The 13262-nt window shown below is 65.1% G+C and carries 14 protein-coding genes; 11 read left to right on the forward strand and 3 right to left on the reverse strand.

Going from position 1 to position 13262, the window contains the following annotated elements; translation table 11 throughout:
• Positions 1 to 19 precede the first annotated feature (19 nt).
• From PSUB009319_RS08065 to PSUB009319_RS08075, 3 genes are all read right to left on the reverse strand, one after another.
• Positions 20 to 463, reverse strand: coding sequence for a nuclear transport factor 2 family protein (locus PSUB009319_RS08065; protein ID WP_124381719.1), 444 nt, complete (start codon positions 461 to 463; stop codon positions 20 to 22).
• 23 nt (positions 464 to 486) lie between these two features.
• Positions 487 to 1512 carry a lipopolysaccharide heptosyltransferase II gene (gene waaF, locus PSUB009319_RS08070; protein ID WP_124381720.1) on the reverse strand — a complete coding sequence of 342 codons (1026 nt, stop codon included), beginning with the start codon at positions 1510 to 1512 and terminating at the stop codon, positions 487 to 489.
• 61 nt (positions 1513 to 1573) lie between these two features.
• The gene (locus tag PSUB009319_RS08075; RefSeq protein ID WP_004636130.1) at positions 1574 to 1771 is read right to left on the reverse strand and encodes a zinc-finger domain-containing protein; all 198 of its coding nucleotides are present in this window, start codon (positions 1769 to 1771) and stop codon (positions 1574 to 1576) included.
• Positions 1772 to 2103: 332 nt separating this feature from the next.
• Here PSUB009319_RS08075 and PSUB009319_RS08080 point away from each other — a divergent pair, with 332 nt between their 5' ends.
• The 11 genes from PSUB009319_RS08080 (at position 2104) to PSUB009319_RS08130 (ending at position 13209) form a co-directional block, all read left to right on the forward strand.
• Positions 2104 to 2898: an AzlC family ABC transporter permease gene (locus tag PSUB009319_RS08080; RefSeq protein ID WP_124381721.1), complete on the forward strand. Its 795-nt coding sequence runs from the start codon at positions 2104 to 2106 to the stop codon at positions 2896 to 2898.
• Positions 2895 to 3218, forward strand: coding sequence for an AzlD domain-containing protein (locus tag PSUB009319_RS08085; protein ID WP_124381722.1), 324 nt, complete (start codon positions 2895 to 2897; stop codon positions 3216 to 3218). Before PSUB009319_RS08080 ends, PSUB009319_RS08085 begins: the two co-directional genes overlap by 4 nt.
• Positions 3219 to 3220: 2 nt before the next feature.
• Entirely contained in the window at positions 3221 to 4117 is an 897-nt protein-coding gene (gene rarD, locus PSUB009319_RS08090; RefSeq protein ID WP_124381723.1) for an EamA family transporter RarD, read from the forward strand.
• Positions 4118 to 4271: 154 nt separating this feature from the next.
• On the forward strand, positions 4272 to 5483 hold the full coding sequence (locus PSUB009319_RS08095) for a phosphoglycerate kinase (protein ID WP_124381724.1): 1212 nt from the start codon (positions 4272 to 4274) through the stop codon (positions 5481 to 5483).
• Between the two features lie 49 nt (positions 5484 to 5532).
• Positions 5533 to 6972 carry a pyruvate kinase gene (gene pyk, locus PSUB009319_RS08100; protein WP_124381725.1) on the forward strand — a complete coding sequence of 480 codons (1440 nt, stop codon included), beginning with the start codon at positions 5533 to 5535 and terminating at the stop codon, positions 6970 to 6972.
• A gap of 87 nt (positions 6973 to 7059) precedes the next feature.
• On the forward strand, positions 7060 to 8124 hold the full coding sequence (gene fba, locus PSUB009319_RS08105; RefSeq protein ID WP_124381726.1) for a class II fructose-bisphosphate aldolase: 1065 nt from the start codon (positions 7060 to 7062) through the stop codon (positions 8122 to 8124).
• A 113-nt stretch (positions 8125 to 8237) separates the two neighbouring features.
• On the forward strand, positions 8238 to 9173 hold the full coding sequence (locus PSUB009319_RS08110; RefSeq protein WP_124381727.1) for a phosphoribosylaminoimidazolesuccinocarboxamide synthase: 936 nt from the start codon (positions 8238 to 8240) through the stop codon (positions 9171 to 9173).
• Between the two features lie 10 nt (positions 9174 to 9183).
• Positions 9184 to 9705 (forward strand): 5-(carboxyamino)imidazole ribonucleotide mutase, encoded by a 522-nt coding sequence (purE, locus tag PSUB009319_RS08115; RefSeq protein WP_124381728.1) that lies wholly within the window; start codon positions 9184 to 9186, stop codon positions 9703 to 9705.
• Between the two features lie 28 nt (positions 9706 to 9733).
• A complete protein-coding gene (locus tag PSUB009319_RS08120; protein ID WP_124381729.1) occupies positions 9734 to 10969 on the forward strand; it encodes a 5-(carboxyamino)imidazole ribonucleotide synthase in 1236 nt (411 codons plus the stop codon).
• 28 nt (positions 10970 to 10997) lie between these two features.
• Positions 10998 to 12002 carry an L-threonylcarbamoyladenylate synthase gene (locus PSUB009319_RS08125; protein ID WP_124381730.1) on the forward strand — a complete coding sequence of 335 codons (1005 nt, stop codon included), beginning with the start codon at positions 10998 to 11000 and terminating at the stop codon, positions 12000 to 12002.
• Between the two features lie 163 nt (positions 12003 to 12165).
• The gene (locus tag PSUB009319_RS08130) at positions 12166 to 13209 is read left to right on the forward strand and encodes an SGNH/GDSL hydrolase family protein (protein WP_124381731.1); all 1044 of its coding nucleotides are present in this window, start codon (positions 12166 to 12168) and stop codon (positions 13207 to 13209) included.
• Positions 13210 to 13262: the final 53 nt, after the last annotated feature.

Here is a 13262-nt window from a genome sequence, read left to right on the forward strand (position 1 = left end):
CACGCCAGGCGCGGCCGGCTTAGTGGACCGAGTGCGAGGTGACGGTGGCGATGGATGCCGCCACGCGCTCTTCCGCCGCCTGGCTGGAATGCACGTGGGCGATGCGCCAACCTTCGTGGTTCTGCATCAGCACATAGGTCGTGTGCACGTACAGGTCGGCCTCGGTGGCGGTGGCGGAGAAGCGCAGCGCCTCGGTCGCCTCGAAAATGGACACGCCCAGCGACGAATGCACTTGCTGGCCGAGGCATTCGATCCACACCGGGTTCTTCTCGACCAGCGCATCAAGGCAGCCGCGTAGCTGCTCGTGGCCGTGCAAGCGCTGGCCGTCGGGCAGGATGAAGCTTACCGAATCCTCATCCAGCCACAGCTTGAGCGCGCCATCGGCATCGCGGCGCTTGAGTGCATCGCGATAGGCTTCGAGGATGTCCTCGGCGGCTTCGAACAGGCGGGCAAATCGTGGCATGGCGGTGGTGTGGAAGGAGAGCGTTACTGCGGCTGCAACAGCCGGCGCAATTCATGAAACACCATCTCGGGGCCGATGTCGCGCAGGCAGCGCAGATGGCCCAGCGGGCATTCGCGCGCGAAGCACGGACTGCACTCCAGATGGAGCCACATGATACTCGCAGCGGGCGACAGCGGCGGCGTGTGGCGCGGGTCGCTGGAGCCGAATACGGCCACCTGCGGGCGCCCCAGGGCGGCGGTCACGTGCATCAGGCCGGAGTCGTTGCAGATGGCGGCTTCGGCGCGGGCGAGCAGCTCGATGGCTTCGTCCAGCGAGGTCTCGCCGCACAGGTTGCGCACGAACGGGGCGCGTTCGACGATGGCGTCGGCCATCTCGCGGTCCTTGCCCGAACCCAGCGCGACGATCTGCGCATACGGGAACGAGCGGCGCAGCATCTGCGCAAGTTCGGCAAAGTGTTCGGCGGGCCAGCGCTTGGCGGGGCCATATTCCGCACCGGGGCAGAAGGCGATCAGCCGCGCGTTGCCGGGAATGCCGAACTTGGCGGACGTGGCGGCCACGCGCTGCACGTCGACGTCCAGCTTCGGATCAGGAAGCGTGTCGGGCAGCTTGGCATGCGGCTTGAACGCCAGCGCCGCGTAGTGCTGCACCATCGGCGGACGCGCGTTCTTGGGCGGATTCGGGTAGCGCACGTTCAGCACGCCCAGGCGCGATTCCCCCTTGTAACCAATACGCAGCGGGATACCGGCCAGCCACGGGATCAGCGCACTCTTGAACGAGTTTGGCAGCACGTAGGCCGCGTCGAACGTCTCGCCCTTGAGCTGCTGGGCGAACATGGTGCGGCTGCCAAGCTGCAGCTTGCCGTGGGCGAGTTCGGTCGGCAGCACGCGGGCGATTTCCGGCATGCGCGCGAGCACAGGCGCCACCCACTTGGGGGCGATGGCGTGGATCTGCGCGCGCGGGTGGCGCGCCTTGATCTGCGCAAACAGCGGCTGCGCCATCAGCGCATCACCGATCCAGTTGGGGGCAACGACGAGGATCTTGCGCATCATCGATTCGCCGGCTGGAGGTTGCCGGCCGGGTGACGCTGGTCCGTCGGCGGGTGAAGACGGCTCAATGGTGGCCCTTCAGTTCAACGCCGGGGGCCAGCTTGTAGACGGTGCCGCAATAGGGGCACTTGGCTTCGCCCGTGTCAGCGATGTCGAGGAATACGCGCGGGTGGTAGTTCCAGGCCGGCGTCTTGGCGGTCGGGCAATGCAGCGGCAGGTCGTCTGCGCCGATTTCGATCGTGGGTGCGGTTTGCGTGGTCATGATGAGTGAGGAATGCTGGCGCGGTCTGAGCAGCTCAGCCACGCCCTGAATATGGGCCGCAGGTTCAAAAACCGACAAAGGCGAAATTGTAAGGGGTGGGCGCAAGCGCGCCAACGCCGATTGTTGCAGTGCGTGGCGCTTGGCACGAATCGCCACGCAGGGCAGGGCACAGGCGCATTGTCGTTAAGCGGATGCTTAACATCAAAAGTATAATCGTGCGTTTCCTACGAGCCACCCATGTCGCCCCCGACGTTCCTGCGCGCCCGCGTTGCCGGCTGCTACCCTTGCCCGGTTGGCCGAAAAGAGTCTGATTCGCCACTTTTGGGGGCGTCATGGCGTTAGTCCGCTGGGCGGCGGCATTGCAGCGCCGCTGGCAGGCCATCGATCCCGCTGAGCGGGCCGGCTTCTTTGCCGGCGTGCGCGCCTACATGCCGTCGATGCCGCCGGTGCTGGCCTGGGGGCTGGTGACCGGCGTGGCGATGAGCAAATCGGTGCTGACCATCCCACAAGCCATCGGCATGACGATCTTCGTTTATGCAGGGTCGTCGCAGTTGGCGGTGCTGCCGCTGCTGGCGGCGGGGTTGCCGATTTGGACGGCACTGCTGACGGCGTTCATCGTGAATGTGCGCTTCATCATCTTTAGCGCCGGGCTGATGCAGCATTTCGGGCATCTGCCGTTCGTCCGGCGCGTGGTTCTGGGTGTGTTCAACGGCGATCTGCCCTTCGTGCTGTTCACGCAGCAGTACCCCTCGGCTGCCCCGCAGGCAGGCAAGGAGGGCTATTACTGGGGCATGGTCCTGCTGAGCTTCGTTGGCTGGCAGGTGTCGTCCATCCTGGGCATCGTCGCGGCGAGCCTGTTTCCTGATGCGTGGGGTCTGGCGCTGGCCGGGACTCTTGCGCTGATTCCTGTCATGGTGTCGACCATTCGTAGCCGCGCCACGCTCATGGCGGTGGCGGTGGCGGCGGTGCTGGCGCTGGTTGCCTTCAAGCTGCCGTATCGATTGAGCCTGGTGATTGCCGTCACTGGCGCGATGGCCGCTGGCCTGGCTGCCGACGAAGCCGCCGCCCGCCTGCAGTGGCAGCGCCGCCGTGGCGCGCGCCCTGTTGCCGAAGAGGACGACGCATGAGCGCGCTCGAAATCTGGCTGGTGATTGCCGGCATGACGGTGGTGACGATCATCACGCGCTCGCTGTTTCTGATCGTGGGTGACCGCGTGACACTGCCCATGCGCATCCAGCACGCGCTGCGTTTTGCGCCGGCCGCCGCGCTGATCGCCATCGTGCTGCCGGATCTGCTCTGGAACCATGGCCAACTGGACCTGACCTGGACCAACCCGCGCCTGATGGCCGGCGTTGCCGCCACCGCGTTCTATGTGGCGACGCGGCGCATGCTGGGCATGATCTTTGTCGGCATGGGCGTCTTTACTGTGCTGCGTCTCTGGGGATGAACATGTCAGGCTCCAATCGCAACGGCGTGATCTTCGCGTTTCTGGCCTACACGATGTGGGGCCTGTTTCCGCTGTACTTCAAGCTGCTCAAGGCGGTGTCGCCGGTGGAGATTCTCTCGCACCGGGTGATCTGGTCGTTGGCCGTGATGGTGGTGATCCTGCTTGTGAAGCGGCACTGGGCGTGGCTGTGGGCGCTGCGCACGCAGCCGCGTGTGGTCGGGCGCTACGCAGCCAGCACCAGCCTGCTGGCCGCCAACTGGCTGACTTACATCTGGGCCGTCAACCATGACCACGTGCTCGACGCCAGTCTGGGCTATTTCATCAACCCGCTGGTTGTGGTGATGCTCGCCGCGGTGGTGCTGGGCGAGCGGCTGCGGCCGGTGCAGTGGATTTCGGTGGCGCTGGCGGCGGCCGGGGTGGCGTGGCTGACCTGGCAGGCCGGCACGCTGCCGTGGATTGCGCTGGCGCTGGCGTTTTCGTTCGGGTTCTATGGCTTGCTGCGCAAGACTTCGCCGCTGGGCGCGCTGGAGGGGCTGACGCTCGAAACGCTGCTGCTGTTTCCGCTGGCACTGGCCTATCTCGGCTGGCTGGCTTTGCAGCACCAGAATGCCTTTCTGGTTGCTTCGCCGGGCATGCAGTTGCTGCTGGCGCTGGCCGGCCCGCTGACGGCGCTGCCGCTGCTGCTGTTTGGCGCCGGCGCGCGGCGTATTCCGCTGTCGCTGCTGGGTTTGCTGCAATACGTGAGCCCGACGCTGCAACTGCTGCTGGGCGTGTGGCTCTACAACGAGCCGTTTGCGGGGCCCAAGGTGGCGGGCTATGTGCTGATCTGGGCCGGTCTGGCGGTGTATTCGGCCGAAGGCTGGATGCGGCTGCGCCGTCGCACGCCGCTGCCGGCCTGACTTACGCGCATTGCTCCGCCGGACTCCCATCAATCGGGCTCGGTAAGATGGTCGAGCCCGGAAGGTTTAGCGCACGGGTGTCCGCCAAGAACGCACGTTTTGACCAGTCGCATCGGGTAAAATCGCCGTTTTCCGCGATCCTTCCGTAGCTGCCATGCCTCACGTCCTGCGTCTGTCCGATCTCATCTCCGAAGGCAAGCTTGCCGGCAAGCGCGTCTTTATCCGCGCTGATCTGAATGTGCCGCAAGACGATGCCGGCAACATCACCGAAGACACGCGCATCCGCGCCTCCGTGCCGGCCATCCAGGCCGCGCTGGACGCTGGTGCCGCCGTGATGGTCACCTCACACCTGGGCCGACCGACCGAGGGCGAATTCAAGCCCGAAGACTCGCTGGCGCCGGTCGCCAAGCGCCTGGCTGAGCTGCTTGGCCGCGATGTGAAGCTGGTGCAGAACTGGGTCGACGGCGTGGACGTAGCGCCCGGCCAGGTCGTGCTGCTGGAAAACTGCCGCGTGAACAAGGGCGAAAAGAAGAACAGCGACGAACTGGCCCAGAAGATGGCCAAGCTGTGCGACGTCTATGTCAACGACGCCTTTGGCACTGCCCACCGCGCGGAGGCCACCACCCACGGTATCGCCAAGTTCGCGCCCGTCGCCTGCGCCGGCCCGCTGCTCGCAGCTGAACTGGATGCGCTGGGCAAGGCCCTGGGCCAGCCGGCCCGTCCGCTGGTCGCCATTGTGGCCGGCTCGAAGGTGTCGACCAAGCTGACCATCCTGAAGTCGCTGGCGGACAAGGTGGACAACCTGATCGTCGGCGGTGGCATTGCCAACACGTTCATGCTGGCTGCCGGCCTGAAGATCGGCAAGTCGCTGGCTGAGCCGGATCTGGTGGGCGACGCCCGCGTCATTATCGACATGCTGGCCGCGCGCGGCGCATCGGTGCCCATTCCCGTCGATGTGGTGTGCGCCAAGGAATTCAGCGCCACTGCGGTTGCCACCGTCAAGGATGTGGCAGACGTGGCGGACGACGACATGATCCTCGACATTGGTCCGAAGACGGCCGCGCAACTGGCCGCACAACTGAAGACCGCCGGCACGATCGTGTGGAACGGCCCGGTCGGCGTGTTCGAGTTCGATCAGTTCGGTAACGGCACCAAAGTGCTGGCCGAGGCGATTGCGGCCTCGTCGGGTTTCTCGATTGCGGGCGGCGGCGACACGCTGGCTGCCATCGCCAAGTACAACATCGCCGATAAAGTGGGCTATATCTCCACCGGTGGCGGTGCGTTCCTTGAGTTCCTGGAAGGCAAGGCTCTGCCGGCCGTGGAAGTCCTGGAGCAACGCGCGCAGAGCCAGGCTGCCGTCGCCTGATCGCAGGCGCTGCGCCCATCCCCACCACAATAACGAGACGCCACCACCCATGACCCGCGCTACCAAGATCGTCGCTACGCTCGGCCCTGCGTCCAGCACGCAGGAAGTTCTGATCCGCATGATCTCGGCGGGGGTGGACGTGGTGCGGCTGAACTTCTCGCACGGTGCGGCGCAGGACCACATCGACCGCGCGCAGCTCGTGCGCGAAGTGGCGCGCTCGGTGGGCCGTGAAGTGGCCATCATGGCCGATCTGCAGGGCCCGAAGATCCGCGTCGGCAAGTTCGAGAACGGCAAGATCACGCTCGAACCCGGTGATCGCTTCACGCTCGACGCCCGCTGCGAACTGGGCAACCAGGAGCGCGTCGGCCTGGACTACAAGGAGCTGCCGCGCGACGTTGGCCCTGGTGATCTGCTGCTGCTCAATGACGGTCTGATCGTGCTGCAGGTCGAGCGCGTGGTGGGCGAGGAGATCGAAACCACCGTCAAGATCGGCGGCGATCTGTCCAACAACAAGGGCATCAACCGTCAGGGCGGCGGGCTGTCGGCACCGGCGCTGACAGCCAAGGACATGGAAGACATCAAGACCGCGATGGCGCTGGGCGCCGATTACGTCGCGGTCAGCTTCCCCAAAAACGCCACCGACATGGAAATGGCGCGCCAACTGGCCGCTGTGGCCGGCGCGCCACACAACCACAAGACCCGCATGATCGCCAAGATCGAACGCGCCGAGGCCATCCGGCCAGGCGTGCTCGAAGAGATCCTGGCCGCGTCCGACGGCATCATGGTCGCGCGTGGCGACCTGGCGGTGGAAGTGGGTAACGCGGCTGTGCCGGCGTTGCAGAAGCGCATGATCAAGCTGGCGCGCGAAACCAACAAGCTGGCCATCACCGCCACGCAGATGATGGAATCGATGATCGTCAACCCGGTGCCGACGCGCGCCGAGGTGTCGGACGTCGCCAACGCCGTGCTCGACGGCACCGATGCGGTGATGCTCTCGGCCGAAACCGCTGCAGGCCGCTACCCGGTCGAGACCATCGAAGCCATGGCCGCCATCTGTGTGGAAGCCGAGAAATCGCAATCGGTTCATCTGGATGCCGACTTCCTCGACCAGACCTTCAGCCGCATCGACCAGTCGATCGCCATGGGCGCGTTGTTTACGGCGCACCACCTGCAGGTCAAGGCGATTGCCGCGCTGACCGATTCCGGCGCCACCGCGCTGTGGATGAGCCGCCACGGCATCAACATCCCGATTTATGCGATGACGCCCAACGTGGCCTCGCAGCGCAAGATGGCCCTGTACCGCAATGTGCAGTCCCTGCCGCTGGCCAATAGCGCCGACCGCGACGAAGCACTGCACCAGGCCGAAGAGCTGCTGGTCGCGCGCGGCGTCGTGCAGCGTGGCGACTTCATCGTCCTGACCGTCGGCGAGCCGATGGGCCAGGCCGGCGGCACCAACACACTCAAGATTGTTCGCGTCGGCATGCACTGACGCCCACGACGGAACGCCGGTTGCTACGTCTGTCAGACGCCCACGCGTTCCTGAGACCGAATACAGATCGATCCATAGGAGAAAACCATGCCACTCGTCTCAATGCGCCAACTGCTGGACCACGCCGCTGAAAACGGCTACGGCTTGCCGGCATTCAACGTGAACAACCTGGAGCAGGTCCAGGCTGTGATGGAAGCGGCCAAGGAAACCGGCGCTCCGGTGATCCTGCAAGCCAGCGCGGGCGCCCGCAAGTACGCCGGCGAGTCGTTCATCAAGCACCTGATCCAGGCGGCTGTCGAAGCCTATCCGGAGATTCCGCTGGTGATGCACCAGGATCACGGCCAGACCCCGGCAATCTGCCAGGGCGCGATCGACCTGGGCTTCGGCTCGGTCATGATGGACGGCTCGCTGCGCGAAGACGGCAAGACCCCGGCCGATTTCGACTACAACGTCGACGTGACGCGTCGCGTGGTCGAAATGGCGCACAAGGTTGGCGTGACTGTCGAGGGCGAACTGGGCTGCCTCGGCAATCTGGAAACCGGCGAGGCTGGCGAGGAAGACGGCATCGGCGCTGAAGGCAAGCTCGACCACAGCCAACTGCTGACCGATCCGGAAGAAGCGGCCGTGTTCGTCAAGGCCACGCAGCTCGACGCCCTGGCCATCGCCATCGGCACGAGCCATGGCGCCTACAAGTTCTCGCGCAAGCCCACCGGCGACATCCTGGCGATCAGCCGCGTGAAGGAAATCCACAAGCGCATTCCGAACACCCACCTCGTGATGCATGGCTCGTCGAGCGTGCCGCAAGAACTGCTGGCCATCATTAACCAGTACGGCGGCAAGATGAAGGAAACCTACGGCGTGCCGGTCGAAGAAATCCAAGAGGCCATCAAGTACGGCGTGCGCAAGATCAACATCGACACCGACATCCGCCTGGCGATGACGGGCGCGGTGCGCAAGTTCCTGGCCGAAAACCCCGACAAGTTTGACGCCCGCGAGTGGCTCAAGCCCGCGCGCGAAGCGGCCAAGCAAGTCTGCAAGGCGCGCTACATCGAGTTCGGCTGTGAAGGCCAGGCTGCCAAGATCAAGCCGGTCGGCCTCTCGGTGATGGCACAGAAGTACCAAAGCGGCGATCTGGCCCAAGTGGTGCAATAAGCATTTCGCGTCACATCTAGCAAACGGCTGGCACTGCGCCAGCCGTTTTGCATTGCATGGGCCACGTATAATGCTGGCCTTCCACGTTTTCTTATTTCCTCCCGGGTTCCGCCGTGTCCGCTGCCCTTAACAACCCCGCTGCATCCTCCGCCCTTTACGAATCGTCGATCACCAGCCTGCCGTTGCTCGGCCGTGGCAAGGTGCGCGAGAACTACGCTGTCGGCGACGACAAGCTGCTGATGGTCACCACCGACCGCCTGTCGGCATTTGACGTGATCCTCGGCCAGCCGATTCCGGACAAGGGCCGCGTGCTCGCGCAGATGTCGGACTTCTGGTTCAACAAGCTGCGCCACATCGTGCCGACGCACGAGACGGGCATTGCACCGGAAACCGTGGTGGCCCCGAACGAAGTCGATCAGGTGCGCGGCCGCGCCATCGTGGTCAAGCGCCTGAAGCCGATCCTGGTGGAGGCCGTGGTGCGCGGCTATCTGGCCGGCAGCGGCTGGAAGGATTACCAGGCCACCGGCTCTGTCTGCGGCGTGCATCTGGCTCCCGGCCTGCAGAACGCGCAGAAGCTGCCCGAGCCGATCTTCACCCCTGCCGCCAAGGCCGAGATGGGCGAGCACGACGAGAACATCTCCTTCGATGAAGTCGAGCGCCGCATCGGCGCTGAACTCGCCGCGCAGATCCGCGACGTGAGCATCCGCCTGTACAAGGAAGCCTCCGATTTTGCCGCCACGCGCGGCATCATCATCGCCGATACCAAGTTCGAGTTCGGCCTGGACGAGAACGGCACTCTCACGCTGATGGACGAGGCGCTCACTGCAGATTCGTCGCGCTTCTGGCCGGCCGATTCGTATCAGGTCGGCACCAACCCGCCGTCGTTCGACAAACAGTTCGTGCGCGATTGGCTCGAGGCCGTGCGCATCGACGGCAAACCGTGGCCGAAGACTGCGCCGGCGCCGCAACTGCCCGCCGACGTGATCGAAAAGACCGCCGATAAGTACCGCGAAGCACTGACCCGCCTGACCGGCGAATCCCTGCGTTAAGGAGCCGACGATGACTGCACCCGAATCGGCAACCCAGGCCGCTCCGCTCGTTGGCGTAGTGATGGGCTCCAGCTCCGACTGGGAAGTGATGCGCCATGCCGTGGACATGCTCACGCAGTTCGGTATTCCGTTCGAGGCGCAGGTCGTCTCGGCGCACCGTATGCCGGACGACATGTTCCGTTACGCTGAAACCGCGCGCAGCCGGGGTTTGCGCGCGATCATCGCCGGTGCCGGCGGGGCAGCGCACCTGCCGGGCATGATCGCTGCCAAGACGATCGTGCCGGTGTTCGGTGTGCCGGTGCCGTCCAAGTACCTGCGTGGTGAGGATTCGCTGCTCTCCATCGTTCAGATGCCCAAGGGCATTCCGGTGTCGACCTTCGCCATTGGTGAAGCGGGTGCGGCCAATGCTGCGCTGGCGGCCATTGCCACCATCGCCACCACTGACACGGCGCTGGCCGACAAGCTCGAAGCCTTCCGCGTGCAGCAGACCGAAGTGGCGCGCGGCATGACACTCCCTGTGCACGGCGTCTAAGTAACCTACGACCCCGACGACCTGATCCATGGCCGACGACCTGAACCCGCGCCTAGCGCAAGCCCACACCGCGGAATCCCGCGCGCTGAACGTTCCCAACGCGATCCTGCCCGATGCCTGGCTGGGCATGCTCGGCGGCGGCCAGCTCGGCCGCATGTTCACGCATGCCGCACAGGCAATGGGCTACAAGGTCTGCGTGCTGGACCCGGACCCGAACAGCCCCGCCGGCACCATCGCCGAGCGCCACCTGTGCGCCGGCTACACCGATGAAGCCGCACTGGCCGAGATGGCCGCGCTGTGCCCAGCCGTCACCACTGAATTCGAGAACGTGCCCGCGCTGGCGCTTGATCGCCTGGAGCAGCTTGGCGTATTTGTTGCACCGCGCGCCAATTGCGTGTCGATCGCGCAGAACCGCATCGCCGAGAAAAAATTCTTCGCGCTGTGCGCCGCACGCACCGGCATCCACCCCGCGCCAAGCTGGGTGATCGAACACGAGGCCGACATCGAACAACTGCCGGCCGACCTGCTGCCCGGCATTCTGAAGATTGCCCGCATGGGCTATGACGGCAAGGGCCAGGCGCGCGTCTCGACGGTTGAAGAACTGCGCGCTGCCTGGGGCGCCATGCAGCACGTGCCGTGCGTGCTGGAGAAGATGCTGCCGCTCGCGTATGAGGTGTCCGTGCTGGCCTCTCGCGGCGCCGATGGCACCACCGTCACGTGGCCGCTCGCCGAGAATGCGCACCGGGACGGCATCCTGTTTTCGACGACCATGCCCTCGCGCAGCGTGTCGGACGACATCGCCGCGCGCACGCGTGCCGCCGCGGCAATGATTGCCGAAGAGATGGGCTATGTCGGTGTGCTGTGCATCGAGTTCTTCGTGCTGCAGGACGGCTCCCTGGTCGCCAATGAAATGGCGCCGCGCCCGCACAACTCCGGCCACATCACCATGGATGTGTGCGAGACGAGCCAGTTCGAACAGCAGGTGCGCGCCATGGCCCGCCTGCCGCTGGGCAGCACACGGCAGCATTCGCCGGGGCGCATGCTGAATGTGCTGGGCGATGTGTGGTTCGAATACGGCCTGGAGCGCACACCTGCGTGGCATGAAGTGATGGGCCACAGCGGCGCGAAGGTCCACCTGTATGGCAAGGCCGACGCCCGCCCGGGCCGCAAGATGGGTCACGTGAATTGCGTCGGCACCTCGCCGGAAGTGGTGGATGAAGCCTTCCGCCACGCCGCACACGTGCTCGGCCTGCAGCCGGACTGAGCGCCGGGATTCAAGACAAGCAGCCATCATGCACAAATCGACCACGCCCTGCGTCATGCCCTCGCGCGAACGCCTCGACGAAGCCGCGCGCAGGCTGGAGGCGGGCGAACTGGTCGCCTTCCCGACCGAAACGGTCTACGGTCTCGGCGCCGATGCCGAAAACCCGCAGGCTATCGCCAAGATCTACGCGGCCAAGGGCCGACCGTCCAATCACCCCGTGATCGTGCACGTGGTGGATGGTGCTGACATTTCCTATTGGTCCGACGACGTTCCGGGCATCGCTCTGCAACTCATCGAAGCCTTCTGGCCGGGGCCGCTCACGCTGATCCTGAAACGTGCATCGCACATTCCTGCGGCCGTGGCGGGCGGGCAGGACAGCATCGGGTTGCGTTGCCCGTCGCATCCGGTGGCGCAGGCGCTGCTTTCGCGCTTCAAGCGTGGGCGCGGCGGTATTGCGGCGCCGTCAGCCAACAAGTTCGGCCAAGTCAGCCCAACGACTGCGCAGCACGTGCGCGATGAATTCGGCGATGCCGTGTTCGTGCTCGAAGGCGATGGCGTAGACGTGGGCATTGAATCGACCATCATCGATCTCTCGCGGCTGGATCAGAGCATTGGCCCCGTCTTGCTGCGCCCGGGCGCGGTCACACCCGAAGATATCGAGCGCGTGACCGGCGAACTGCCGGCGTTGCCCGATGCTGCTGCACCACGTGCTTCCGGCACGCTGAAGGCGCATTACGCGCCGCGCACGCCGCTGTATCTGCTGCCCGCCGCCGACGTACCTGTGCGCTTGGCGGCGCTGCCTGCGGATAAGCGCATCGTATGGTTGGGCGCTCCCGTGGTACTGCGTGATGGCTGCGACCAACGTATCGCCCCCGCCACACCCGCCGCTTACGCCAATGCGCTCTATGCGCTATTGCGTGAACTCGACCGCGGCGGTTACGACGCCATCTGGGTGGAAACCCTGGCCGACACGCCCGCCTGGGCCGCCGTCAACGATCGCCTGCGTCGCGCGGCCGCCGCGTTCGCTGCTTAGTTCGAGTCTGGCCTCTAATTCTTCCGGGGCGCGTGTTCGTCGAACAGCCGTCTGTCTCGCTACACTTGGGCGTTGTGTCGTTCCGCGTGCTTCAAACGCGCACGGCGAGGTTACGCACCGCGGCACCACAGACCATAAAAATTCCATACGGGAGACAGACATCATGAAGTTGCGTCAATGGATGGGCGTCGTCGCTTCGGCGACCCTGGCCTTGGGCCTGGCCGCTTGCGGCGGTGAAACCGATCAGAGCGGCAACAGCAACGTCGCCAAGGTTCAGCGCATGGTGGTATTCGGCGACAGCCTGAGTGACGCCGGTACCTATACGCCGGCGGCAGCAGCCGTGGGTGGCGGTAAGTTCACCACCAACCCTGGCCCCATCTGGGCGGAAACTGTGGCTACGCAACTCGGTGTGGCGCTGACGCCGGCCGTGATGGGCTATGCCACCTCGGTGCAGAACTGCCCGAAACCCGGTTGCTTCGACTACGCACAAGGCGGCTCGCGCGTGACCGACCCGAACGGCATCGGCCACAACGGCGGCGCCGGGGCACTCACGTATCCGGTCAAGCAGCAGCTCGCCAACTTCTACACGGCCAGCAACAACACGTTCAACGGCAACAACGACCTGGTGTTCGTGTTTGGCGGCAACAACGACATCTTCTACTGGGCTGCCGCTGTGGCGACACCCAACTCGGGCGTGACGCCGGCCATTGCCACCGCACAGGTGCAGCAGGCTGCGACTGATCTGGTCGGTTACATCAAGGACATGATCAGCAAGAACGCGACGCAGCTCTACGTGTTCAACCTGCCCGACAGCAGCCTGACGCCGCAGGGCGTGGCTGGAGGCGCGGCGGGGCAGGCGCTGCTGCATGCGTTGGTTGGCGCATTCAACACCACGCTGCAAACCGGTCTGGCAGGTACCAGTGCTCGCGTGATCGATTTCAACTCGCAACTGACGGCCGTGATCCAGAACGGCGCAATGTTCGGGTTCGGCAATACCAGCGTGCCGGCTTGCGATGCGACCAAGATCAACGCACTGGTGCCGGGCGCGGGCGGTAGCTCGCTGTTCTGCTCGGCCAACACGTTGGTGGCCACGGGCGCAGATACGTCCTACCTGTTCGCGGATGGCGTGCACCCGACCACGGGCGGCCATCGCCTGATCTCCAGCAACGTGCTGCAACGCCTGCTGGCTGACGCTGTGACGCATTGATCGAGCACCACTCAGCAAGAGCGCCCGCGTGAAGCGGGCGTTTTTTTTTCCGC

This window comes from Ralstonia sp. SET104, assembly GCF_003851545.1.
Taxonomy (GTDB): Bacteria; Pseudomonadota; Gammaproteobacteria; order Burkholderiales; family Burkholderiaceae; genus Ralstonia.